Here is a 25,237-nt window from a genome sequence, read left to right on the forward strand (position 1 = left end):
CAAACAATGCAAACAAGCTCTACCAGTCGTCGTCATCCCAATCCTCCCATGCGGCTGAATCACTGCGCTGGGAATACCCCCGAGAACGCCGCGTCCGGGGTGGCTCATCCCACTCATCCTCATAATCGTCACGCCGCCGCTCTCGACCCCGCACCGCATCAAGACCTTTATTGACTGCTTCCTTGAGGTTGGGCAGCTTAAAGACATCCTCATCGTCTTCCAATTCCTCTTCGCTGAGGCGCAGTTGGCGGACAAAGTCGTAGAGCCGCTCTTCAAGAGCCGCATAGGTGAGGTCAATCTGGCGATCGTCCTCATTGCGAATGGCCTCCTGCAATTGCCGCACTAGGGCCTCAATACTCCGGCGCTGATCAGCGGCAAATTGATAGCCAAATTCTTGAGCCGCTTCCCGCAATTGACGTTCAGCGCGGTGAATCAAATCTTGGGCACGGTTGCGCTTCTCAATGCGTGCCCGCCGCTGGCGATCGCCCGCTGCATTGGCCTCCGCATCCAAGAGCATCTGCTGAATTTCCTCTTCACTCAGGGTTGATGCCCCCTGAATCACCACACTTTGCTCACGACCGCTAAAGCGATCCAAGGCCACCACTTGGAGCAGGCCATTGGCATCCAAGTCAAAGGACACTTGAATTTGGGGCACCCCCCGAGGCGCTGGCGGAATTCCCGTTAACTTAAAGCGTCCCAAAGACTTATTGTGTTCTGCTAGTTCCCGCTCCCCTTGAACGACGTGGATTTCCACTTGGCTTTGGTTATTTTCTGAGGTTGAGAAAATATCGGAGCGGCGCACCGGAATCGTTGTATTGCGGGGAATCAGCACCTTCGTGACGCCGCCAATGGTTTCCACCCCTAAGGAAAGGGGGGTTACATCCAGCAGCAGGATATCCTTCATATCCCCGGCGAGAATGCCTGCTTGAATGGCGGCACCAACAGCCACCACCTCATCGGGGTTGACATTTTGGTTGGGTTCACGGCCAATCATCTGCCGCACCAGATCCTGCACCATGGGCATCCGCGTCGCACCACCCACCAGCACCACGGCATCAATTTGAGCGGGGGTTAAATGGGCATCCATCAGTGCCTGTTCGACCGGATAGCGCAGCCGTTGCAGCAGGTCTTGGCTCAGGTCTTCAAATTGGCGACGACTGAGGGTGGTTTCAATGTGTTTTGGCCCATCCGCTGTGGCGGTGACAAAGGGCAGATCGATATTGGTTTCCAGTAAGCCTGAAAGTTCAATTTTGGCTTTTTCGGCAGCATCGGTGAGCCGTTGTAGCGACTGGCGATCGCGCCGTAAATCAATGCCCTCTTTGGCGAGGAAGTCTTCGGCTAGCCAGTCCACAATCAACTTATCAAAGTCATTGCCCCCCAGTTGGGTATCGCCGCTGGTGGCCTTCACCTCAAACACGCCATCCCCCACCTCAAGAATCGAGACATCAAAGGTGCCACCGCCAAGGTCAAAAACGAGAATCGTCTGCTCCTTCTGGCGATCGAGGCCATAGGCAAGGGCTGCTGCCGTCGGTTCATTAATAATCCGCCGCACATTCAGACCCGCAATCCGCCCAGCATCACGGGTGGCTTGCCGCTGTGAATCATTAAAGTAGGCGGGGACAGTAATCACCGCATCGGTGACGGGTTCCCCTAGATAGCGGCTGGCATCCTCCACCAGCTTGCGCAAGACCATGGCTGAAATTTCTTCGGGGGCAAATTCCCGTTGCAATCGTGGGCACTTGATGCGCACTTTACCTGATTCATCGCGGCGAATGGTATAGGGTACCCGCTTGGATTCAGCCGTCAGTTCCCTGTATTCGCGGCCAATAAACCGCTTCACGGCATAGAAGGTGTTTTGGGGATTGAGCACCGCCTGTCGCCGTGCCAACTGACCCACAAGGCGCTCGCCATCTTTGCCAAAGGCCACCACAGAGGGGGTGGTGCGGGAGCCTTCTGCATTGGCAATCACAACGGGTTTTCCCCCTTCCAACACAGCAATGACGGAATTGGTTGTCCCCAGATCAATGCCAACAATTTTGCCCATGCCGTTTGAACGACTCCGCACTGGTTAGAATAAATGAATAGCGTTATAGTAACGGATTATTTACCCTTCGTTACGCTTATTTGATTGTACGAGATCTGCCCTAGACCGTCAGAGAATCACTCTTTCCCCTGTGCTGCGCGATCGCTACAACGATATGAACAACCTCAGTCCCCACACCTCCCATTCACCGCTGCTCATCTCTTGAAGTCTAGCGGTAAGATGACAGGCAAGAGGTTGCAGCACAGCTGACTCACTGTTGCTACACCCAATTCCGAGAAGGAGACCGTTCTATGTTACACCGCAAGCTTTATCAACTCTATACCGACGGCCAAGAAGTCTGGATTTACTTGCGGGATCAACAACGCCTGATTGACCGGGCACGCATTGTGGACATCGAAGGGAATGTTGTTACCATCCGCTACGAAACGGAGGAAGACGACGAAGTGTGTGCTTGGGAAGAGATCGTCAATATCGAAAGCATTGGCTCGATTTCACGGCGGCTCGCAGCAGTTCCGCGGGGTTATGCGGAGTTACCCATTGCGGATGAGTGTCCAGAGGCGGAGCAACTGCCGAAGCATTCCTCGGAAACCGAACACGAGCGTTGAGTCTTAACCCATGCGCTCAGCCCCCGTTGTGGAGGAGATAGCCACGATTGATGCCCAGTACATGGGGCGCTGCCTTGAGTTAGCCGCTCGTGCCAAAGGCTGTACGGCTCCGAATCCCCTCGTGGGCTGTGTGATTGTGGCAGAGGGACGGGTGATTGGGGAGGGGTTTCATCCCAAGGCGGGGGAACCCCATGCCGAGGTGTTTGCCCTGCGCAGCGTCAGCGAGGGCGATCGCCCCCTCCTCAGCAAGGCCACCCTCTACGTCAATCTTGAACCCTGCAATCACTATGGCCGCACGCCCCCCTGTACCGAGGCGATTATAGCGGCGGGCATTCCCAAGGTGGTGGTGGGCATGATTGATCCGAATCCCCAAGTGGCCGGGGCGGGGGTAGAACGGCTGCGCTCAGCGGGCATAGAAGTCACCGTCGGCGTGCGGGAAGCAGAGTGTCAACGCCTGAACGAAGCGTTTGTGCATCGGGTGCGCTATCAGCGTCCCTTTGGCATTTTCAAATACGCCATGACCCTCGATGGCAAAATTGCCTCCAGTGCCGGCCACAGTCTCTGGGTGAGTGGTGAAGCCGCACGCGCCATGGTGCATCAACTGCGCTCTGAATGCGATGCTGTGATTGTGGGGGGCAATACCGTGCGTCTGGATAATCCCCTCTTGACCTCGCGCCATGAGCGCAATCCCCTACGGGTGGTGATGAGTCGTACCCTTGATCTACCGCCGAATGCCTCTTTGTGGGAAACGGCCACGGCTCCAACATTGGTGGTTACCGCTGCTTCCCCCCAACATCCCCTCATTCCCCAATTGCAGGCACGGGGCGTGGAGGTGGTGCACCGAGAGCCGCTAACACCGACCACTGTTATGGCAGAGCTGCATCAACGGGGCATTATGACGGTGCTTTGGGAGTGCGGCGGTTCCCTTGCAGCGGCAGCGATCGCCGAAGGCATGGTACAGAAAGTGTGGGCATTTATTGCGCCAAAGATTATTGGTGGCTCTGCTGCCCCCGCCCCAGTGGCCGATCTCGGCTTAACCAAGATGAATGAGGCCCTGTGCCTAGAGGACGTGACTTGGCAAATCGTGGGCGAGGACATTCTCCTAGTGGGCTACCTACCGCCTAGGCGTCGGGTTCCGTCACTTCAATAATGGTACAGCCCGTTTCTGTGGGGGGCGTATCCGCCTGCTCATAGAGCAAATCAATCCACAGCGACTCCGGGTAGGGCTTGCGACTAGAGACATAAAAAAGCCAATGCTGGCTGACATTGAGGGACTCGCGCCGCAGCTTGGTCATTGCCGGGGTTGTAATCAGGCGCAGAGCAGCGTTGGCATTGCGCCACTGCTCAATAATCCCAGCCGCCACCCGCAGGGTTTCCCCTTCGCTATTTTCTAATTCCAAAATGCCGTCAATGTGGATACTCTCCCACCAGTGCTGTGGATCCCGCAGATCCAATCCTTGGCCATCCATATAGTCAATGAGGTTGGGAAGATATTCGCGAATAAAGTTTTGGACAACCCTAAAGGGGGGAAAAGGACGCAAGACTTTGAGGTGGCTTGCTGTTTGTTGAAACCACAGCTTGTGGTAAGTCATGGGGACAAAGCTCCGTCAAAAAGGCGATCGCCAAAAATCGTTACAAACTGGTTTATTTTACCAAGCAAGCTTGCTCCGATCGCTCCTGAGAGTGAAGATGAATATGTGCCACTTTTGGCGCAATTTGGCACAAGTGCTATAGGACAATTTTGGTGTAACGACCAACGATGAGAAGGCTGTCAACTGACTTACATTATTAAAAAAAACTATACACACTGATTAGCTGACTTTACTCTACTTATTCATTTATTGGAAATAATGATTTTTTTCATGGGTAGTAATTAAGCCCAAGTCGTGATGAATTCAGGTTTTTTTTGATTATTGACCAGTAGGTAGAAAATTCGCATTTTTATTTTGCAGTAAGTAATTCACCCCCCAGAGAGGGCAGGACGAGGCAAGGGGGTGGCTTGTCATTTGGTTGTGGATTGGGTAAAGTCACCTAGAAGTTTCGTCGTGGTGCCAAAACACCCTTTGCATAAACAACAGATTGGGACAGTTTTAGGCATAGATGCGGCGAGTGGCCTCTGGCTACCTTGGACGATTGCTCATGATGTGTGTTCTCGGTTCACCGCTTTGTCGAATCACTGTCAATTTTGTGTGCGAGGAGGATTACCTTGAGCAACGATAGTCGTACCCCTACCGCCTCTCAGGATGCACCCCTTGCGTCTGCTGCTATGCTTGGTCGTTCGCTGCGCTCCCTTTGTTCCTGTCTGCCCCTGCTGGGCACCTTTGTTTTGATTCAGCCTACGCAAGCCCTTGATCTGACCACTCTTGCGAGCGATCGCGATCTGGGTTCAAAGGACATTCGCCCCGAATCTCTTAACCTCCCCTCCCTCTTCAGCACTGAAACCCAAGACCCGCTTGCGGAATTTGAAAATCTTTTATCCGCCAACAAAACCGACCTACTCTTGGGCGTCACCCAAACGGCATGGCAACGCACCATCCAGCCCCAAGTCAGTTTTGCCCCCTTGCCCTTGAGTACACCTGCACCTACCCTATCTACCTCTGCCACCTTTGAGCACCGCAGCCGTCCTTCTGAACCGACCTTCAAAGTGGTGGATCGGCGGGTTCGCACCAATAGCTTGGCGGATTTGGTGACGCAGGCCACCACCTCTGTTGTTGCTTCCTTGGCCATTGATACCCCCTTTGCAATGGGTGGCTCTTTGGAGCAAACCACGACGGAAGTTGAACCACCGTTCGCCGAGGGGGAAACGACTCAACTCTCCCAGCGGGTGGCAGTTGTGCACTCTCCAGCCGCATCGACCTCAACTGCAACCCTAGAGCCTGTTCCCTTTGGGCGGGCTGCTGAGCGGCGGCGGCGTACCACCCCTGCCCTAGTTTCAGTCCAACAACCGCCTGCTCGCCCAGCTCTACCCCAGCCCACTGTTGCAAATCGCCCGCAAACAACAACAGTAGCAGCACCGACACCTGCGACTGTACAGCCCATTGCTCCCCCTGTGCCCGTCAAGGTGGCACGCTCAATTGTGGCTCCCCCTTTACCCAGTAATCTCGACCTACCCCCTCTGCCCAACTCCGATCGCTTTCTACCTAGCCTAACCACCAACTTTATCTGGCCGGCGCGTGGTGTGTTGACCTCTGGCTTTGGACCTCGCTGGGGACGGATGCACCGCGGAATTGATATTGCTGCTCCCATTGGCACGCCCATCTATGCTGCTGCCGCCGGTGTCGTTACCTACTCCCAATGGAATTCTGGTGGTTTCGGCAACTTGGTGGAAATTCGCCACGCCGATGGCACCCTGACGCTCTATGCCCATAACCATCGCAACTTGGTGCGCGTGGGCCAATACGTTGAGCAGGGTCAGCAGATTGCCGAAATGGGCAGTACGGGACGCAGCACAGGACCCCACGTTCACTTTGAGATACATCCCCCAGGGCGGGGTGCGGTCAACCCGATGATCTTCCTGCAACGTAGCCAAGGCTAGGCGTTGACGATCTATTTTGTGGGGGCAGGCCTAGGTTCACCTAGTTATCTCACCTTGGCCGCTTGGGTTTGTCTACAGCAGGCGCAGGTGGTTCTTTACGATGCGCTTGTTTCCCCAGACCTCCTAGACCTTACGCCCCCCGATTGTTTGCGAGTCGCGGTGGGCAAGCGGGCAGGGGCTGAGGTGGTTCCCCAATCAGAAATCAACCGCCTTTTAGTGGACTACGGCCAGCAGTATGAACGGGTTGTCCGCCTCAAAAGTGGCGATCCGGGACTGTTTGGCCGTTTGCATCAGGAACTGGATGCTGTCCTAGGGGCAGGTCTAGAGGCGGTGGTGATTCCGGGTCTATCGTCAGCGCTGGCGGCACCACTGCTGGCGGGGTTGTGTCTGACGGCAAAGGATGTGAGCCAGTCGGTGGCCATTCTTTCAGGTCATGCTCCAGAGCGGCTTCCTTGGCCAGCGATCGCCCAAATGGAAACGTTGATTTTTTTGATGGCCAGCCGTTCCCTGCGGCAAATCGTTGAAGAACTGCTGCAACAGGGGCGATCGCCCGCTGAGGGACTGGCAATTTTGCAATGGGCCGGCCAGCCGCAGCAACAGTTTTGGTTTGGCACGTTGGAGAGCTATCTAAATACGCCTCACGTTCCAGACAGGGCACCAGCCGTCGTGGTTGTGGGGGCGATCGCCCAAAAACGCTACCCTTTGGCTAGTCTAGATCTGGTCTTCCCTGAATTTTTGAAGATTTCCCCACCAGCCATGTCTCCGCTCCACGGCAAAACCATTCTCGTCACCCGGGCAGCAGCGCAAGCGAGTGACTTTACGCAGCAACTGACAGCCGCCGGTGCCACCGTTTTAGAAATGCCGACACTGGAAATCGTTCCCCCCAGTTCTTGGCAGCCCCTCGATCAGGCTTTGGCGCAACTCAATACCTTTGACTGGCTCATTCTCACGTCCCACAATGCCGTTAGCTTTTTTATGGAACGGTTACAGCATCATGGCAAGGATAGTCGTACCCTCGCGGGTCTCAAGATCGCTGTTGTTGGCGAAAAAACCGCCCAAACCCTCAGCAGTTACGGCTTAGTGGCTGACTTCACCCCCAGTGAATTTGTCGCCGATGCCCTAGTGGCAGAATTCCCAGAACCTGTGGCGGGGTTGCGTTTTCTTTTTCCACGGGTTGAAAAGGGCGGACGACCCGTTCTAGTAGAGACCTTTACAGCGGCTGGGGCTGAGGTTGTTGAGGTGCCCGCCTACGATTCCCGCTGTCCCCAAACCGTTGATGCCCAAGTCTTAGGGGCGCTGCAAGGGGGTCAAGTGGATATGGTCACGTTTACCAGTTCTAAGACGGTGAAACACTTTTGCCAATTGGTGGGTGCGCAGGCGGCAGAGTTACTTCAGAATGTGCAGATTGCCAGTATTGGCCCGCAAACCTCGCAAACTTGTCGCGAACTCTTGGGACGGGTGGATACTGAAGCCACAGAGCATACCCTTGAGGGACTCCTTCAGGCGTTATTACGGATCACTTAGTGCTTTGGGTGCACCAATCCGCTAGTGTGAAAAAAGGACTGTTGTAAGGCAATTGTGGAGCATGACACACGCAACCGATGTGCTGACCCTTGGCCGTTGGATGGCGGCGGATTTTAGTAACCAAGCCCAAGCCTTTGAGAATCCCCCCTTCTATGCCCATATTCGGGTGTGTATGCGCCCTCTGCCCAGTGGTCTTCTAGAGGGCATTGCCCTTTATGTGGAACAGGCCTATGACTATCTTCTAGGTGTTCCCTACCGCACACGGGTTTTAGAACTGGTGCCCGCCAATGATCACATTGTGATTAAAAATTACATACTCAAGGATGAAAAACGCTTCTTTGGGGCAGCTCGCGATCGCCAGCGGCTTCAGGCGATGACAGCCGATGATTTGGAACTCCTCTGTGGCTGCAATATGCTCACCTACTGGACAGGGCACAGCTTTCGCGGTGAAGTGGAGCCGGGCAAAGCCTGTAAAGTCGTACGTAAAGGACGGGAAACCTATCTTGATAGCACGTTTGAAATTGATGGCGATCGCTTCATTAGCCACGATCGCGGACGGGATCCCGAAACCGATGAGCACGTTTGGGGCTCCGTGGCAGGTCCCTTTCACTTTGTGCGCTGGCAGAGCTTTGCTGATGAAATTATTGCCTAGGCGGTTTGCCAATCTGGTAACGGTTTGCCTTGGTAATAGAGGCGAAAGAGTCCCCAAGCCCCTAGGGCGATCGCCACCAAGCTAACCACTTGGGCAATTCGCAGCGGCCCCAACATCAGGCTGTCCATGCGCAGTCCTTCAATCCAGAAGCGACCCAAGCTGTAGGCAATGGCATAGACCAAAAGCAGGGTGCCGGGTTTTTGATAGCGAGGTTGACGAAAGAGCCACAGCAGGAGAACAAAGACTCCTAGGTTCCAAAGGGACTCATAGAGAAAGGTGGGGTGGTAATAGGCTTCGTTGATTAGCGCCGGAGGACGCTGCGGCGCGGGGATATAGAGTTTCCACGGCAAATCCGTAGGGGCACCAAAGGCCTCAGAGTTAAAGAAATTGCCCCAGCGTCCAATGGCCTGTCCCAAAATTAGTGAAGGGGCAATGACATCCGCCACTTGCCAAAAGGAAAGCCGCTGCACGTACGTAAAGATCGCCATCGCTAGCATACCGCCGAGGATGGCACCGTGAATGGCAATGCCGCCTTTCCAAATTTGCACCACTTGATCTAAGTGCTTTTGGTAAAAGCCCCAGTTAAAGGCGACGTAATAGAGCCGTGCAGCGGGAATAGCGGCAACCACAAGCCAAATCGACAGATCCGCAATCAGATCAGGATCAATCTGCCGCTGGCGTGCCAAGCGTTGACTCAGCCAAATGCCAATAAAGACGGCGGCAGCAATGAGTAGACCGTACCACCGTAGGGTGATGAACCCTAGCTCAAGGGTGGCACCGGGGGATTGGAAAGTGGCGATCATGCCTAGAATAGGTTCTAAACAGCGCGAGCAGTCTGAATGACAGTGGCAAAGGCGTCCGTATCCAACACCGCCAATTGAGCCAGCATCTTGCGATTGAGGTGAATATCGGCTTTTTTCAGGGCGCCCATGAGTTGACTGTAGCTCATGCCATGTTGACGCGCAGCAGCGTTAATCCGCGCAATCCAGAGCCGCCGAAAGTCCCGTTTGCGCCGCCGGCGATCGCGATAGGCATTGCACAGTGCCTTCATGACCACCTGATTGGCGGTGCGGAAGAGCTTGGAGTGCCCCGCACGATAGCCCTTGGCGAGCTTGAGAATTTTTTTACGCCGTTTGCGGGCAACGTTACCCCGTTTGACCCTTGCCATAGTTCAATTTCACCCTTGATCAAAAACTGAAAATTTATCAATTAAGCGTAGGGCAGCATCAGCGATACTCGCTCAAAATCCCGTGGATCGACGAGGGCCTTGTGGGAAAGACGATTCTTGCGATCGCTCCCCTTATGTTCGAGTAAGTGATTTTTGTTGGCCTTACGGCGGACAAACTTACCACTGCCCGTCGTCCGAAATCGTTTGGCAGCAGCACGACGTGTTTTTAGCTTTGGCATAGCCTTGCCCTATTTTAGACACAGCTTACTAATATACTATTTTGAAGAGAGTCTTGGCAAGCTGCATGGAACTGGAGTTCATTCCTGTCGAAGAGTTTTATTTTGCCCTTACCTTGGCCATGCGCACCCTAGAAGATTTAGGCGATGCGGCATTTGTGGAGCGGGTGCGATCGCGCTTGCAGGAGCGGTTTGGTCAAGCCTCAACGGTTGCTGCCGGCAAGCAAAACACTTTTAACTATGTCTTTCGCGTCAAGGGGGTGGACAATAGCCCCGCCCCACAGCTCATGCTATCCATCGCCGACTGGCAGGGGAAAATCCGCCTCAGCAGTGACTATGGCTGGACATTGGATGCACAGCGCAAAACCATCCGCACTGAGAAATTTGGCGATCGCCCCCAGTTTTGCCAACAGGTGAAAGCCCACTTAGCCCAGTGGCTGGAACTGCCGGAATTTCTTGAGGTCTAAATGTTTGACCTAGGGACCGCCCTTGACACAGCCATTAAAACTTGGTCGGTGGTGCATACCCCCTTTTTGTCCCCCGATCAGGTGGTGCAGGCACTCCGCACCCTTGAGCAACGGGCCGATGTTCATGGTCTCGCCTGGGGGGGGTACCCGCAAGCGGAACGCTGTCGGCTGGCGATCGCCCCCACTGAACTTAGTCTTGAAGAGCAACAGCCGCCCCTTGCTTTGGTGCGAATCACAGGCAACTTTCTCTTTGATCCCGCCACCTACAGTGATTTTGAGCAAGCGATCGCCAATGCCGGTCTCGATGACGGCGATTATGGGGATGTGATTCTCCTTGGGGAACGGGGGGCACAGGTCATTCTCATCCCTGAAAAAGTCCCTACTTTACAAGAACACTTAAAACAAGTGCGGACTGTAGCGGTGACCGTCGATCTCTGTGACTGGTCAGAACTGGCCGTAGCGCCCCCCCAACGGAAATCCCTCAGTACCGTCGAAGCATCATTGCGCTTGGATGCTGTGGCCTCAGCCGGGTTTGGCGTCTCCCGCAGTAAAATGAGCGACTGGATTAGCCAAGGACTGGTGCGGGTCAACTGGCAAGTGGTGCAACAACCGCGGTATCTGCTCAAGGTGAATGACCTCATTGCCATTCGTGGCAAAGGGCGATTACGGATTCAAGACATTCAAGTTACCAAGAAAGAGCGCTACCGCATCCAGATGGAGCGCATTCGCTAAGACTATGGATCTGCTGCTGTCGAAATTACTGCCGCCATTGCTGTATCCATTGCCCTTGGCCTGTTGGGCATTGATTTTTGCCATTGTTCGCTTTTGGCGTGCTCCCAAACAGGCGGCGATCGCCCTCGTGATTGCCCTGAGCATTTTACTCCTGAGCGGCAATGACTATGTGGCAACAGCGCTTATTGCTTCCCTAGAGCGACAGTATTTACCCCCTGATCCCATGCCCAAAGCTGCCGCGATCGTTGTTCTCGGTGGGGCGGTTGTCCCGCAAACGGCGCCGAGGCCTTGGGTAGAAGTCACGGAAGGGGGCGATCGCATCCTCTACGGTGCCCACCTCTTTCGCCAAGGCTATGCCCCCTATCTCATCCTCAGTGGGGGTCGCATTGACTGGCTCGGCGAAACCTTTCAGCGGGGAGAAGCAGCAGACATGGCGGAAATTGCCACCACCTGCGGTGTGCCGATGGACAAGATGCTGCTGGACACCACCGCACTGAATACCTATGAAAATGCCGTGAATGTCAAAGCGCTTCTTGAGCAGCATCAAATTCAGGGGGATCTGCTGCTGGTGACATCCGCCTACCACATGCCCCGCTCCGTCGCCATTTTTCGCCGTTTGGGAATGAAGGTGATCCCGGCACCGACGGACTATCGGTACCTGTCGATCGCGCGATCGCCCACTTGGCAAAACCTACTGCTCAGCCTGATCCCCAATCCCTCCAACGTGGACATCACCACGATCGCCCTACGGGAATACCAAGGTCTGCTCGTTTACAAACTCAGAGGTTGGCTTTAGAGACCCTGAGCACGCAGAAACCCTTGACACGCCTCCACAAAAGCAGGGGCTGACTCATAGGGCAAGACATTGCGCCCCGCAATCACCACTCCCTCAGCATTGGGAAATGTCTTGGTATAAAATTTCAACCGTTTTGCAGGCGATCCAGCCCCCCCCTCCCGACTGATACTCGAGGCTTGGTCTCCCATCACCACAAGCACTGGCTGCCCAGTCTGCTGCATTTTCTCACGATAGTCCCGCCGCCAAAAACCCGACAGGAATGAATACACCGCATGGCGACTCTCAAGGTCAGCACAACCAGCGGCCAGCATCTTTAGCCACTCATCATCTACATCCTCAGGCTTGGCAAAAAGCTGATTAATGGAAAACTGCCGCAGGAAACTTTCTTGGCGGGCATAGAGATAAAAGCCCCAACCCAAGGGGGAGTCAAAGAGATTCCAGCGCACCTTTTGCCACCTAGGATCAGTGTTTTCAGAAACGAGAGAAGCCGCTGGAGGGCCACTGAGGATCATGGCTCGAACGACTTGGGGATCAAGGTGAACTAGCTCCATTGCCACAGGAAACAATGCCCCTTGGACAACGAGAATCACCGCTTGGCGAATCTCAGAGGCGATAAAGCCATGTAACTGAGCCGCCCAATCTTCGGGGTAATAGGCAATGTGGGGTAGGGCGCTCTGGCCACAGCCGAGCAAGTCAGGGATATAAAATGAGTAACCTTCCCCTTGGGACTGCCAATGGCCCACACAGCGATCCCAGAACCGCCCAGAGAGGCCCACGCCCACTGGATGGACAAAAACAATGGGGGTATGCCCTTCTTTGCCACTGAGACGATAAGTGCAGGGAAAGCCCTGCCACCGATAGGTTTTAGAAACAAATGACGGCATTGCAGACAGCCTCTGAGGATTTCCCTGACACTGAACCAGCGGGTATGGAACCCACCTCAACAATATGGCTAATCCCTAACATTGGGTAGGAATTTTAACCAAATCTTTCCCTTGGTTTAACCTATCCCCTAGAAACGTTGCGTATTCTGACGGAAGGGTAGTTTGATCGGTTCGCCTGCCTGCAACCTGTTGGCAGCCGTCAAGCCAAGACCCCAAGGGTTCAAGTCTTTGGGAAACGCTGTTTACTCCGCTAGGAGAGATTACTATGTTCATATCTGTAAAGAGCTATGCTCGTTTTGGTATCGTTGCCGCGGTCGCGGCTCTGTCGGGTAGCCTGACTCCTGCTGCTTTATCCCAAGGGACACCTACGATTCGCATTGATGGTTCTAGCACCGTTTTCCCCATTACCGAAGCTGTTGCTGAAGCCTTCCAAAAAGCCCAAGGGGGTAAAGTCCGCGTTACGGTAGGTGTGTCTGGTACAGGCGGTGGCTTCAAGAAGTTCTGCCGCGGTGAAACGGATATTTCCAACGCCTCACGCCCCATTTTGGCCAAGGAAATTGCCGACTGCCGCGCTGCTGGTATCAACTTTATTGAACTGCCAGTGGCCTACGATGCCCTCACCGTGGTGGTTCATCCCCAAAATACTTGGGCAACAAGCTTAACGGTTGCTGAATTGAAGCGGATTTGGGAACCCGATTCTAAAATCAATAACTGGAGCCAAGTGCGCCAAGGTTTCCCCAATATTCCTTTGAAACTCTTTGGGCCAGGTGCCGACTCTGGAACCTTTGACTATTTCACAGAGGCCATCAATGGTAAATCAAAAGTCAGTCGCAAAGATTTCACCGCCAGCGAAGATGATAATGTGCTAGTTCAAGGTATCAGTCGCGATCGCGGTGCGCTTGGGTACTTTGGTTTTGCCTACTATGCGGAAAACCGTAATCGGCTCAAAGCGGTTGCCATTGACAACGGCAAAGGCCCTGTCCAACCCTCCGAGCAAAACGTGCTGAATGGGACATACCAGCCCCTCTCCCGTCCCATCTTTATCTACGTCAACGCTAGGTCAGCGCAGCGGCCTGAAGTACGGCAGTTTGTCACCTACTACCTCAATAATGCCCCGGCCATGGTGAAAAAGGTGAAGTATGTGCCTCTGCCGGCTAGTGCCTACCGCACGATTCTGGCTAACTTCAACCGCAACCGTGTGGGTACGATCTTTGGGGGCAAAGAGGCCATTGGCTTGACAATCAACCAACTGCTGAGGATGCAACCCCAATAGATTAATATTTTGATTTAATGAAGGGTGTGAGGTATCAGCCCTCCACCCTTTTTTCCCATTTTGTCAACCTCAGTCGTTGATTCTCTCAAAAGATAAATTCCAACTAAAAGATTTTTGCTTGCTGGAATAATACCCATGGTAGAACAGCCCCTACCCTACTCAACGAAGCTACCTGTTACCCTGCCATCCCGTACCGTCAGGATTTGGCGGGAGCGGATCATTGCTAGCATTCTATTTTTGGCAGCAATCTCATCGGTCGTGACCACGCTTGTCATCATCTATATCCTGTTTACCGAAACAGTGATCTTCTTTGAAAAGGTGATGGAGCTGCATCAAGAGTCCCTCTTTGAAGCGTTGGTGGAGTTCTTTACGAGTACGGACTGGTCACCTCTGATTGAGCCTATTGGAATCGGCATCTTACCCTTGCTCTCTGGAACCTTCACGACCTGCTTTGTGGCCAGTTGTGTGGCTATCCCCCTTGGCACGATTGCGGCCATCTATCTGAGTGAGTTTGCACCCGCCAAAATGCGGGAGATCCTCAAGCCTATCCTTGAAATCTTGGCGGGTATCCCCACGGTTGTTTACGGCTACTTTGCCCTTTTGGTGGTCACTCCCTTTCTCCAGAAAATCATTCTTGGCGTTCAGCAATTCTTTAATCCTGGCAAAGAACCTTGGGAATACTTTGAGCTACCTGGTTTTAACATGTTGGGGGCAGGTATTGTGGTGGGACTAATGGTGCTGCCCTATATTGCCAGTTTGACAGAAGATGCCCTGCAGGCTGTTCCTTTGCAATTGCGGGAGGGATCCTATGCGATGGGGGCAACGCGTTTGCAAACAGCAATCAAGGTTCTCATGCCGGCTGCTATCTCTGGCATTATGGCCGCCTATATTTTGGGGCTGGCACGGGCAATTGGCGAAACAATGATTGTGGCCGTGGCCGCTGGGTTACAGCCCAAATTCACCTTTAATCCTTTAGAAGGGGCCTCCACAACTACCGCCTTCATTGTCTCGGTCAGTTTAGGGGATCTCCCCCATGGCTCATTGGAATATCAATCTATTTTTGCCGCTGGGATCATGCTGTTTTTTGCCACACTGATTCTCAATGTGGCGGGGTACTTCTTTAGTCGTCGCTATCGTGAGGTGTACTAGCTATGCCTAGCCAGCACCCGCTTTTGAGTAACCTCCGCAACCCCATCGCCATCGCTGCCTCCATTCGCTCTCGCACCCGTTGGGAACGTTTTTTCATTGTTCTAGGGTGGTTTTCCCTAGCTGTAGCGCTCTTAACACTGATTTTTTTGGTCTCTGACCTTTTTATGCGCGGCCTGCCAATGCTCAACTGGAAATTCTTCACCTCGCCCCCCAGTAGCGATCCAGAAGAGGCAGGTATCCTCACGGCATGGGTGGGCAGTTTATTGGTCATTCTTGTAACGGCGTTTGTGGCTATTCCTTTGGGCATTGCGGCGGGCATTTACCTCGAAGAATATGCTCCTAAAAACTGGCTGTTGGATTTCATTGAGGTCAATATCACGAACCTAGCAGGCGTGCCCTCGATTATCTATGGTCTGCTGGCTCTCGGTTTCTTTGTCTATATCCTCAACTGGGGTGAGAGCATTCTCACAGCTGGGTTTACGCTGGCACTGCTGATTTTACCCGTGGTGATTGTGACCACCCGCGAGTCCTTGCGCGCCATTCCCCAAGGCATTCGGGAAGCCGCCTATGCGGTTGGTTCGAGTCGCTGGCAGGTGATTGCTGATCATGTGCTGCCCTACTCGATGGGGGGGATTCTCACGGGGATTATTGTGGGTATCTCCCGTGCGATTGGTGAGACGGCGCCCCTAATCACGATTGGTGCTTTGACGTTTATCACGTTCTTGCCAGATCCACCGATTCAAAGCGAGTTTCCCTACATTTCGTTTAAGTGGATTTGGTCTCCCTTTACGGTGCTGCCGATTCAGATGTTTAACTGGGTTTCCCGTCCTCAAGAGGCCTTTCAAGTGAATGCTGCAGCGGCTGGGATTATCCTGCTGGTGTTGACGCTGGCGGTGAATGCAACAGCTATTTATCTACGCTATCGTTTTAGGAAGAGTATCAAATGGTAAAACCTACAGATTGGGTCGTGGCTACCGAGAACGAGCCACTGAAAAAGCTGGCAGAAGTTCGGGACTTGAACTTTTACTACGGTGGCAAGCAGGCTCTGAAAAACATCAACTTGCCGGTCTATGAAAAGAAAGTTACGGCACTGATTGGGCCTTCAGGTTGTGGCAAGACCACGTTGCTGCGTTGCTTTAACCGCATGCATGATCTGTATCCCGGCAATCGCTACGAGGGGGAAATTTGGTTGGGGGATGAGCAACCGCGTAACCTCCTGCAAATGGATCCAATCGAAGTGCGGATGCAGATTGGCATGGTCTTCCAAAAGCCCAATCCTTTCCCCAAGTCGATTTACGAAAACGTTGCCTATGGATTGCGGGTGCGCGGCATCAATAACCGTGCGATCCTCGATGAGGTGGTGGAGCGATCGCTCCGTCGTGCTGCCCTGTGGGATGAGGTCAAAGATCGTCAGAAGGAACCGGGCACGTCTCTGTCGGGCGGTCAGCAGCAGCGGCTCTGTATTGCCCGTGCCCTAGCCACTGATCCAGAGATTATTCTCTTTGACGAGCCAACATCGGCATTGGATCCGATTGCCACGGTCAGTATTGAGAACCTGATTAGCGAACTCAAGGAGCAAGTGACGATTCTGATTGTGACCCATAACATGCAGCAGGCGATTCGTATTTCCCAGTTCACCGCCTTTATGTATTTGGGCGAAATCGTTGAGTACAACGAAACCATGTCCATCTTCACGAAGCCAGTGGAACAGAAGACTGCCGATTACGTGAGTGGTCGCTTTGGTTGATCGCTGCGTCAAGTCCGCTTGAGAATGTGGTCTAAGAGGTAAGGTGTGGTTGTGAATCGATCGCTACCCTAGGGCTAGTAGTTATTCGTTCTCGCTCTAGGAGCGCAGTTATGGTGGCATCGCTGGAGTCAACGGTCAGGGAGATTTCACCTCAGGCGATCGCCCGTGAATTAGCGCGCCGCCTTGCGCCGCAGGCCACCTATGTGCGTGTCGCTCACTCCGCCGAAGGCTGGAAAATTCTCCTAGAGGCAGAGCAAATTCCCGATCAACGCACCTGCCTTGATGTCTTGGTTGCTTTTTTAAGTCCTTTCCTACCCCAATCCATTGATGTCTATGGGCGACAGTTGGGGGGGCAGCGCCCTGCATGGGGGGTACGTCTGCGGCTTCGGCCGGTTGCAACCCCCACACCCGCAACAGTTCGCGATCGCCAGCTTGAACCCTTAGCCCTAGCGGCCAGTGTCTTAGGAATCTTTGGTTTAGGAGCCGTCGGCCAATGGCAGTCTCCTAGTGTTTGGTTGGCAGCAGCACCCGAACCCACCGTTGAACAAGTGCGATCGGTCATTCTTAATGCTGCGCCCATTTTGACTCCCGCCCGCCCACCCCTGTGGCACCACTACTCACCCCCTGAGGCCTTTCGTGGCCATGTGTTTAATCGGGTTGCGTTACCCCCTGAGCAAAAGTTGGTGGCACTGACCTTTGATGATGGCCCTGATCCGACCTACACGCCCCAAGTGCTCGACATTCTTGCCCAAGAAAAGGTCAAAGCGACATTTTTTGCCATTGCCAGAGCCGTTGCAGCGCGCCCAAAATTAGCGCAGCGCATTGTTAGGGAAGGTCATGTCTTGGCCAACCACTCTTGGAGCCACGGCTACCATTACTTTAATCCTGCGGCTGCCCAGCACGAGGTGGATCAAAGCCAACAATTGATTGAAGACATCAGCGGGGCAAATATCAAGCTCTTTCGACCACCGGGGGGAAATCTCCATAATGGTCTGGTGAGTCACGCCAGCCAACAGGGTTACGGTGTGGTAATGTGGTCAGTAGATCCACAGGATTGGTTACCTCGCCAAACGAGCGATCGCATTGTCAACACAGTTGTCCAGCAGGCGCATGCCGGTGCCATTGTTCTGCTCCATGATGGGGGTGGCTCTCGGCGAGCAACGGTTGCAGCCTTGCCCAGAATCATTGCCGAACTGCGAGCTAAGGGCTATCAATTTGTTACTGTTCCTGAGTTGATTGCCGCTCAAGAGCCAACGAGTCTACCAGAACCCCCTTCTTGGCTGACGATTCAAGAAACGGCGCAGCTTCAGCAGTTGATTCTGCAACTAGAGACCCGCATTCAAGTTTTAGAAAAAGAGCTAAAGACTACACCCCCATGGGCGATCGCCGAACGGGAGTACCTAGCGGCCACCCTACGGGAGCAACAGGCAGCTCTGTCTTGGGTGCAACAACGGCTGGCCTTTGAACAAGCTGCTGAAGGTCAATATCAAGCGGCTCTCAAACTGGCGGAGCAGGCGACGCTTGCCGCTAAAGCACAACAATCATCAGTGGCTAAGACCTTGTGGCAGCGGGCGATCGCCACCCTAGACAGCATTCCCAACACGGCTTTTGTTGCCCCCCTTGCCCAAATCAAGCAGCGACAATATAGCCGCAGAATGCACCAACTACAATAAAGGCAGCACGCGGATCCTCAACAGCCTGCCATGACAATTGAACACCCAGTGCAACTGCCGCCCCTTGAAAATGGCGATCGCCTGACGCGGGACGAATTTGAGCGTCGCTACGCGGCTATGCCCCACCTGAAAAAAGCAGAACTGATTGAGGGAATTGTTTACGTGGCTTCTCCCCTACGCTACCGCAGTCACGGTCAACCTCACCTATTCCTAATCACTTGGCTGGGCACCTACTGTGCAGCCACACCGGGGGTTGAAGCGGCAGATGCTCCGACTATTCGCCTAGATGCCGATAATGAACCGCAACCCGATGCCATTTTACGCCTCAGCCACGGGGGGCGATCGCGAATTACTGCTGATGACTATATTGAGGGCGCGCCAGAACTCGTAGTTGAAATTGCCGCCAGCAGTGCTGCCTACGACCTGCACGATAAGCTCAGGGTGTACCGCCGCAATGGCGTTCAGGAATATCTTGTCTGGTGTACCTACGATCGCCAAATCCACTGGTTCTCACTTGAAGCAGGGGAATACCAGCCCCTCACTGCTGATGCTGAGGGCATCATCCGCAGTCGCCAATTTCCTGGACTCTGGCTCGCCCCTGAGGCATTACTCGCCCATGATCTGGGTACTGTCTTGCGAGTGCTCCAACAGGGAATTGCCACCCCTGAACATCAAGCGTTTGTGGCTCGCCAGCAGCGATAGAGAGGTTCTGAGGAGAGAGAGCCATGACACTAAAGTATTCTCTACCCCCCCTTGAAAATGGCGATCGCTTGACACGAGCGGAATTTGAGCGCCGCTATACAGCCATGCCCCACCTGAAGAAAGCAGAACTGATTGAAGGAGTTGTATTCATGGGGTCTCCCGTGAGTATCGATCATAGTCGCTCCCATGGCTCAATTATGGGATGGTTATGGTTCTACAGTGCTGCAACACCGGGGCTAGGTTGCTATGACAATCCGACGGTTCGCTTGGATGGCGATAATGAACCGCAGCCCGATGCTGTGCTCCGCCTTGAAAGCGGGGGCAACTCTCGCATTAGTGAGGATGGTTATATCGAGGGGGCACCGGAACTTGTAGTTGAAATTGCCGCCAGCAGTGCCGCCTACGACCTGCACGATAAGCTCAGGGTGTACCGCCGCAATGGCGTTCAGGAATATCTTGTGTGGTGTACCTACGATCGCCAAATCCACTGGTTCTCCCTTGAAGCGGGGGAATACCAACCACTTGCTGCCGATGCTGAGAGGATAATTCGCAGTCGTCAATTTCCCGGACTCTGGCTTGCCCCTGAGGCATTACTGACCCATGATCTGGGTACGGTTTTGCAGGTACTCCAACAGGGAATTGCCACCCCTGAACATCAAGCGTTTGTGGCTCGCCAGCAGCGATAGAGAGGTTCTGAGGAGAGAGAGCCATGACACTAAAGTATTCTCTGCCGCCCCTTGAAAATGGCGATCGCCTGACACGGGACGAATTTGAGCGCCGCTATGCAGCCATGCCCCACCTGAAAAAAGCAGAACTGATTGAGGGAATTGTTTACGTGGCTTCTCCCGTTCGTGTCAGTCACAGTCAGCCCCATGCCGAGATCATGGCTTGGCTCGGTTTTTACAAAGCAGTTACGCCGGGGGCTCTCGTCTATGACAATCCGACGGTTCGCTTGGATGGCGATAATGAACCGCAGCCCGATGCTGTGCTCCGCCTTGAAAGCGGGGGCAACTCTCGCATTAGTGAGGATGGTTATATCGAGGGGGCACCGGAACTTGTAGTTGAAATTGCCGCCAGCAGTGCCGCCTACGACCTGCACGATAAGCTCAGGGTGTACCGCCGCAATGGCGTTCAGGAATATCTTGTGTGGTGTACCTACGATCGCCAAATCCACTGGTTCTCCCTTGAAGCAGGAGAATACCAGCCCCTCACTGCTGATGCTGAGGGCATCATTCGCAGTCGCCAATTCCCCGGCCTTTGGCTCACCCCTGAGGCATTACTGGCCCATGATCTGGGTATGGTTTTGCAGGTACTCCAACAGGGAATTGCCACCCCCGAACATCAAGCGTTCGTGCAAATCTTGACCAAAACTTAAAAAATTTCCCTAATCTGGCATTATGCTGTATAGAATCCCCGTGTCAATAGGGGGGTATTGGCATCGCCCTTGCCAAATGCATCGATTCTGTCTGCCGATTGAACGTTTCATTCACCGTAGCCCTATGTTGCAATTAGACCCCATTTCCAAAACGACCAATCAACATTCTGGTCACAAAGGTTTAGTGATGGCGATCGGGGGAGCGGAAGACAAAGTACGTGGGCGACAAATTCTCACCACCTTCTGCCAACGCGCTGGCGGCCTAGATGCCATCATTGGCGTCATTCCCTCTGCTTCCCGTGAACCCGATGCCATGGGGCGGCTCTACCACGATATTTTCCGCGAAATTGGTGTGCGCGAAGTGGACGTTCTATTGGTGGGCGATCGCGCTGATGCCGAACAGGAAGAGATGCTAGCTCGCTTGAGTCGCTGTACTGGCATTTTTATGTCCGGGGGCGATCAACTGCGTTTGTCGGCGCTGCTAGATGAAACCCCCCTCCTCTACCAATTGCGTCATCAAGTCTGGGAAGGCAAATCAATTCTTGGGGGCACGAGTGCCGGTGCCGCTGTCATGGGTGAGTGCATGATTGCCAGTGGGGGCAGCAATGAAGCTCCAAACCGCTCCTTAGTCGATTTGGCCACAGGCTTGGGTATTCTTCCCGATGTTTTAGTGGATCAGCATTTCCACAATCGCAATCGCCTCGCGCGCCTGATCAGCGCCATTTCTGCTCACCCCGACAAGCTGGGAGTCGGCATTGACGAAGATACCTGTGCCATGTTTGAAGCTGATGGTATGCTGCGGGTTCTTGGTCGTGGCTCTGTCACCATTGTTGATCCTCGGGATGTCAGCTACACGAACTATGCCCATGTGGATGTTAACGAACCCTTGAGTATCTACAACTTGCGCCTGCACATCCTCAGTGATGGTGACTGCTATAACCTCCGCACCCATCAAGTGCAGCACAAATGTATTTTGCCTCCCCTAAATTAAGTTTTCAGGAAAGTGTTGCTTAAGATACAGTTTATTGCGTCACTCGCCTCAAAACTAAAAATGGTAAGCTGTCCTTAAAAAAGCCACTCTTCTATGAAAATTCTCAAATTACAAACGCTGCGGGGTCCTAATTATTGGAGCATTCGGCGTCATAAGCTGATTGTCATGCGTTTAGATCTAGAAGAGGTGGCCAACACCCCCTCCAATCAGATTCCCGGCTTTGTGGATGGGTTGGCGCGGGTTTTACCCAGTCTCTACAATCATTTTTGTTCCCTTGGCCATGAGGGGGGCTTTCTCACCCGCCTAAGGGAAGGCACCTACCTCGGTCATGTGGTTGAGCATGTCGCCCTCGAACTCCAAGAACTAGCAGGGATGCCCGTTGGTTTTGGCCGCACGCGGGAGACCTCAACGCCGGGGGTGTATCAAGTCGTCTATGAATACCAAGTGGAAGAAGCGGGTCGCTATGCCGGCCGCGCAGCAGTACGACTCTGTCAAAGCATTATTGATACGGGCACCTATCCCCAGCGCGAACTGGATCAGGATCTCGCCGATCTCCGCGAGTTAAAAGCCAAAGCCTCCCTAGGCCCAAGTACGGAAGCGATTGTCCGCGAGGCGGAAGCCCGTAATATTCCTTGGTTTGAGTTGAGCAGTCGCTCGATCATTCAATTGGGTTATGGTGCCCGCAGTCATCGCATCCAAGCCACCTTGAGCGATCGCAGTGGCATCTTGGCCGTGGAACTCGCAGGGGACAAAGAAGGGGCAAAGCGACTGCTTCAGGATGCCGGAATTCCTGTGCCCAAGGGAACCGTCGTCCGCTACATTGAAGACCTCCCTGAAGCCATTGAAGACATCGGCGGCTACCCGATTGTCATTAAGCCCCTCAACGGCAACCACGGTCGGGGGATTACGATTGACATCAACAGCCTAGAAGAGGCCGAAGAAGCCTTTGAAATTGCCAGCAGTGTCTCCAAATCAGTGATTGTGGAACGCTACCATGCGGGTCGCGACTTTCGGGTTCTAGTGGTCAATGGCAAAGTAGTCGCCGTTGCTGAACGGGTGCCAGCCCATGTCATTGGCGATGGCCGCTCCACCATCGAAGAACTCATTGAGAAAACTAACCAAGACCCGCAGCGGGGAGACGGTCACGATAATATCCTCACTCGCATTGAGGTGAATCACGACACATGGACACTCTTGGAAAAGCAGGGCTATACCCTAAATACTGTCTTGCAACCGGGGGAAATTTGTTATCTACGCGCCACGGCGAACCTGAGTACCGGTGGCATTGCCGTCGATCGCACCGATGAAATTCACCCGGAAAATGTTTGGATTTGCCAGCGGGCGGCTCAGATCATTGGCCTCGATATTGCGGGGATTGATGTTGTCAGCCCCGATATTAGTCAGCCCCTGCCTAAAGTTGGCGGTGTGATTGTCGAGGTCAATGCTGCTCCCGGCTTTCGCATGCACACAAACCCCAGCCAAGGGATTGCCCGCAATGTCGCCGAACCGGTGTTGAATATGCTCTTTCCACCGGGAACGCCCTGCCGCATCCCAATCTTTGCGATTACGGGCACCAACGGTAAAACCACCACCACCCGCCTCATTGCCCATATCTGCAAACAAACGGGGCAAACCGTTGGCTACACCACCACAGACGGCATCTATATTGGCGATTATCTGGTGGAAAAAGGGGACACCACCGGGCCTCAAAGTGCCCAACTGATCCTGCAAGACCCCACAGTTGAGATTGCTGTCCTAGAAACAGCGCGCGGTGGTATTCTCCGCTCCGGCTTGGGCTTTGACCACTGTGATGTCGGGGTGGTGCTAAATGTGCAGGCTGACCATCTTGGCCTTGGTGATATTGACACCGTTGAACAGTTGGCGGACTTAAAGGCCGTGGTGGTGGAATCCGCTTGGCCGAATGGCTATGCTGTCTTGAATGCCGATGATTCCCTCGTGGCGGGAATGGCACGCCAAGTCAAAGCCCAAGTGGCCTATTTCTCGATGAATCCCCACAATCCGATTATTCGGCAGCACATTCAGCAGGGGGGTCTCGCCGCCGTTTATGAAAATGGCTATCTCTCGATTTTGAAAGGGGACTGGACGCTACGGATTGAGCAGGCAGAAAATGTGCCCATTACCCTTGGCGGTCGAGCCGGCTTTATGATTGCCAATGCCCTCGCTGCCAGTCTAGCCGCCTTTGCCCAAGGCATCAGTATTGAGCATATTCGCACTGCCTTGACCAGCTTCCGAACCTCAGTGGAGCAAACCCCCGGGCGGATGAACCTCTTTGATTTGGGGCAATTTAGTGTCTTGGTGGACTATGCCCACAATCCAGCAGGGTATGAGGCCATTGGTGAATTTGTCCAAAAATGGCCAGGGCAGCGCATTGGTGTCGTTGGCGGACCGGGCGATCGCCGTGATCAAGACTTAGAACAACTGGGTGAACTCTCGGCGAAAATCTTTGATTGGATCATCATTAAAGAAGATGACGATACCCGTGGCCGGCCGCGCGGCGATGCCGCCTATTGGATTGAGCGAGGAGTACATCACCACAGTGTCCAACGCCAATACGACATCATCCATGACGAGGTAGCAGCGATTCAATTTGCCCTCGATCGCGCCCCCCAAGGCTCCCTAGTGGTGATCTTTCCAGCGGAAGTCAGCCGCACCATTCAACTGATTCACCAGCATCATCAACGACTCCAAGGGGAAACGACCAATGGCTTTCACAGTGAGGGAATTTCCACCAGTGGTGATCTCAATCCCTCCATCTCCCAATAGGCAGTTTCTCGACCGCGGGCAACGCTGATCTGATCAAGTCACTCTGATCAACAGCGAGAAGGACAGTATAGGCCTTTTCAAAAAGGTTGGAGGATCTCACCGCTTTTACCAGAAGTGTTGAAAGATAGTTTGAGAGGCTAGAAAAAAGGGAAGAAATGTCATATTCTTCCCTTAAAAGAAGAAAAAACAATCAACTTACTATACTATGGTATCTTTTGCAACTCTTGTCAAGTCCATTCTCAATCAGCTCAGCCCCTGTGACTACCCCGTGCTGAACTCTCAATTGTTCTTCAAAATCTGGTTGACCTACGTTCTCGACCAAGGGTTAACCAGTATGAGAGCCTTATTTTATCGCTTGAATCATGCAGGGATTACAAATGCTGTTGTAATCATGGATAGAGGGTTTGCGAGCTGGCAATTTTTAGAGCGACTGAGTGAGAGGAAGTGCTCATTTGTTGTACGTATCAAGAATAACATGAGAATAAAGCTCAATCATGAGAGATATCGCGTGGTTCAATTTTTTGACGAGAATCAAAGGGAGTTTCGTATAGCGACAAATCTAAAGGAGCTAAGTGATGAGGAAGTGAGTGAGTTATATCGGCAGCGGTGGGCGATTGAGAACCTATGGAAATTTCTGAAGATGCATTTATCATTAGACAAGTTGATTACAAAGAGTTTGAACGGCGTGGTAAATTAGATTTATATGGTTTTAATTGCCTATTTAATTTTAGAGCTGGTGGAGATACTTGAATACTTTGGGAAGAAACTATTAGACAAATTGCGATATTTGCAACTGGAACTCAGTCGTCGCTGCTCGATAGTGCATTGGAGCTTTGATTGGCAGCCAGAGCTACTGGTCACTTAAAACGTTAAGTTTTGTTGCAGGATTCAACACTTCTG

At 53.3% G+C, this 25,237-nt stretch carries 24 protein-coding genes and 1 pseudogene; 19 read left to right on the plus strand and 6 right to left on the minus strand.

What is annotated here, in order from left to right; all coding sequences use genetic code 11:
- Positions 1-19 precede the first annotated feature (19 nt).
- Positions 20-2,044: a molecular chaperone DnaK gene (dnaK, locus tag M0646_RS04220; protein WP_286649901.1), complete on the minus strand. Its 2,025-nt coding sequence runs from the start codon at positions 2,042-2,044 to the stop codon at positions 20-22.
- 290 nt (positions 2,045-2,334) lie between these two features.
- Here dnaK and M0646_RS04225 point away from each other — a divergent pair, with 290 nt between their 5' ends.
- A complete protein-coding gene (locus M0646_RS04225) occupies positions 2,335-2,649 on the plus strand; it encodes a DUF6679 family protein (RefSeq protein WP_024125163.1) in 315 nt (104 codons plus the stop codon).
- Positions 2,650-2,659: 10 nt separating this feature from the next.
- Entirely contained in the window at positions 2,660-3,799 is a 1,140-nt protein-coding gene (ribD, locus tag M0646_RS04230; protein ID WP_286626730.1) for a bifunctional diaminohydroxyphosphoribosylaminopyrimidine deaminase/5-amino-6-(5-phosphoribosylamino)uracil reductase RibD, read from the plus strand.
- Here ribD and M0646_RS04235 read toward each other — a convergent pair.
- Entirely contained in the window at positions 3,771-4,241 is a 471-nt protein-coding gene (locus M0646_RS04235) for a hypothetical protein (protein ID WP_286626732.1), read from the minus strand. The two genes, ribD and M0646_RS04235, sit on opposite strands and share 29 nt — an antisense overlap.
- A 614-nt stretch (positions 4,242-4,855) precedes the next feature.
- Here M0646_RS04235 and M0646_RS13190 point away from each other — a divergent pair.
- The 3 genes from M0646_RS13190 to M0646_RS04250 all read left to right on the plus strand — a co-directional run bounded on the left by M0646_RS13190 (position 4,856) and on the right by M0646_RS04250 (position 8,360).
- Complete coding sequence (locus M0646_RS13190) at positions 4,856-6,184, plus strand: M23 family metallopeptidase (protein WP_286626733.1); 1,329 nt, start codon at positions 4,856-4,858, stop codon at positions 6,182-6,184.
- Positions 6,185-6,187: 3 nt separating this feature from the next.
- Entirely contained in the window at positions 6,188-7,708 is a 1,521-nt protein-coding gene (cobA, locus tag M0646_RS04245; protein WP_286626735.1) for a uroporphyrinogen-III C-methyltransferase, read from the plus strand.
- Positions 7,709-7,769: 61 nt separating this feature from the next.
- Positions 7,770-8,360, plus strand: a complete 591-nt coding sequence (locus M0646_RS04250; RefSeq protein WP_149818459.1) for a chromophore lyase CpcT/CpeT — start codon at positions 7,770-7,772, stop codon at positions 8,358-8,360.
- Here M0646_RS04250 and lgt read toward each other — a convergent pair.
- From lgt to rpmI, 3 genes are read right to left on the minus strand one after another with little or no spacing between them, the layout of a single operon-like run.
- A complete protein-coding gene (gene lgt, locus M0646_RS04255; protein ID WP_149818461.1) occupies positions 8,357-9,163 on the minus strand; it encodes a prolipoprotein diacylglyceryl transferase in 807 nt (268 codons plus the stop codon). The two genes, M0646_RS04250 and lgt, sit on opposite strands and share 4 nt — an antisense overlap.
- 14 nt (positions 9,164-9,177) lie before the next feature.
- On the minus strand, positions 9,178-9,528 hold the full coding sequence (gene rplT / locus M0646_RS04260) for a 50S ribosomal protein L20 (RefSeq protein ID WP_286626737.1): 351 nt from the start codon (positions 9,526-9,528) through the stop codon (positions 9,178-9,180).
- Between the two features lie 41 nt (positions 9,529-9,569).
- The gene (rpmI, locus tag M0646_RS04265; protein ID WP_149818467.1) at positions 9,570-9,767 is read right to left on the minus strand and encodes a 50S ribosomal protein L35; all 198 of its coding nucleotides are present in this window, start codon (positions 9,765-9,767) and stop codon (positions 9,570-9,572) included.
- 65 nt (positions 9,768-9,832) lie between these two features.
- On the opposite strand from rpmI, the gene M0646_RS04270 reads away from it, so the two are divergent.
- From M0646_RS04270 to M0646_RS04280, 3 genes are read left to right on the plus strand one after another with little or no spacing between them, the layout of a single operon-like run.
- Positions 9,833-10,231, plus strand: a complete 399-nt coding sequence (locus M0646_RS04270; protein ID WP_149818469.1) for a hypothetical protein — start codon at positions 9,833-9,835, stop codon at positions 10,229-10,231.
- Positions 10,232-10,963: a photosystem II S4 domain protein gene (locus M0646_RS04275; RefSeq protein ID WP_286626740.1), complete on the plus strand. Its 732-nt coding sequence runs from the start codon at positions 10,232-10,234 to the stop codon at positions 10,961-10,963.
- A gap of 4 nt (positions 10,964-10,967) precedes the next feature.
- Complete coding sequence (locus M0646_RS04280) at positions 10,968-11,759, plus strand: YdcF family protein (RefSeq protein WP_286626741.1); 792 nt, start codon at positions 10,968-10,970, stop codon at positions 11,757-11,759.
- Here the strand turns inward: M0646_RS04280 and M0646_RS04285 are convergent.
- The gene (locus tag M0646_RS04285; RefSeq protein ID WP_286626742.1) at positions 11,756-12,643 is read right to left on the minus strand and encodes an alpha/beta fold hydrolase; all 888 of its coding nucleotides are present in this window, start codon (positions 12,641-12,643) and stop codon (positions 11,756-11,758) included. The genes M0646_RS04280 and M0646_RS04285 overlap by 4 nt on opposite strands.
- Before the next feature lie 265 nt (positions 12,644-12,908).
- On the opposite strand from M0646_RS04285, the gene M0646_RS04290 reads away from it, so the two are divergent.
- The 11 genes and pseudogenes from M0646_RS04290 (at position 12,909) to M0646_RS04340 (ending at position 25,202) form a co-directional block, all read left to right on the plus strand.
- Complete coding sequence (locus tag M0646_RS04290; RefSeq protein ID WP_286626743.1) at positions 12,909-13,916, plus strand: PstS family phosphate ABC transporter substrate-binding protein; 1,008 nt, start codon at positions 12,909-12,911, stop codon at positions 13,914-13,916.
- Positions 13,917-14,051: 135 nt separating this feature from the next.
- A complete protein-coding gene (gene pstC, locus M0646_RS04295; RefSeq protein ID WP_149818479.1) occupies positions 14,052-15,065 on the plus strand; it encodes a phosphate ABC transporter permease subunit PstC in 1,014 nt (337 codons plus the stop codon).
- Between the two features lie 2 nt (positions 15,066-15,067).
- A complete protein-coding gene (gene pstA / locus M0646_RS04300) occupies positions 15,068-16,015 on the plus strand; it encodes a phosphate ABC transporter permease PstA (RefSeq protein WP_286626744.1) in 948 nt (315 codons plus the stop codon).
- Positions 16,009-16,812 (plus strand): phosphate ABC transporter ATP-binding protein PstB, encoded by an 804-nt coding sequence (pstB, locus tag M0646_RS04305; protein ID WP_149818483.1) that lies wholly within the window; start codon positions 16,009-16,011, stop codon positions 16,810-16,812. The genes pstA and pstB overlap by 7 nt, the downstream gene beginning before the upstream one ends.
- 110 nt (positions 16,813-16,922) lie before the next feature.
- The gene (locus M0646_RS04310) at positions 16,923-18,485 is read left to right on the plus strand and encodes a polysaccharide deacetylase family protein (RefSeq protein WP_286649902.1); all 1,563 of its coding nucleotides are present in this window, start codon (positions 16,923-16,925) and stop codon (positions 18,483-18,485) included.
- Positions 18,486-18,515: 30 nt separating this feature from the next.
- Positions 18,516-19,187, plus strand: coding sequence for a Uma2 family endonuclease (locus M0646_RS04315; RefSeq protein ID WP_149818487.1), 672 nt, complete (start codon positions 18,516-18,518; stop codon positions 19,185-19,187).
- A 23-nt stretch (positions 19,188-19,210) separates the two neighbouring features.
- On the plus strand, positions 19,211-19,873 hold the full coding sequence (locus M0646_RS04320) for a Uma2 family endonuclease (RefSeq protein WP_149818489.1): 663 nt from the start codon (positions 19,211-19,213) through the stop codon (positions 19,871-19,873).
- Positions 19,874-19,896: 23 nt separating this feature from the next.
- Positions 19,897-20,562 carry a Uma2 family endonuclease gene (locus tag M0646_RS04325; protein ID WP_286649903.1) on the plus strand — a complete coding sequence of 222 codons (666 nt, stop codon included), beginning with the start codon at positions 19,897-19,899 and terminating at the stop codon, positions 20,560-20,562.
- Positions 20,563-20,584: 22 nt separating this feature from the next.
- On the plus strand, positions 20,585-21,553 hold the full coding sequence (locus tag M0646_RS04330) for a cyanophycinase (RefSeq protein WP_286626747.1): 969 nt from the start codon (positions 20,585-20,587) through the stop codon (positions 21,551-21,553).
- A gap of 93 nt (positions 21,554-21,646) precedes the next feature.
- The gene (gene cphA, locus M0646_RS04335) at positions 21,647-24,337 is read left to right on the plus strand and encodes a cyanophycin synthetase (protein WP_286626748.1); all 2,691 of its coding nucleotides are present in this window, start codon (positions 21,647-21,649) and stop codon (positions 24,335-24,337) included.
- A 205-nt stretch (positions 24,338-24,542) separates the two neighbouring features.
- Positions 24,543-25,202: pseudogene (locus M0646_RS04340) on the plus strand (transposase).
- Positions 25,203-25,237: the final 35 nt, after the last annotated feature.

Source organism: Thermosynechococcus sp. B3 (assembly GCF_030323045.1).
Lineage (GTDB): Bacteria > Cyanobacteriota > Cyanobacteriia > Thermosynechococcales > Thermosynechococcaceae > Thermosynechococcus.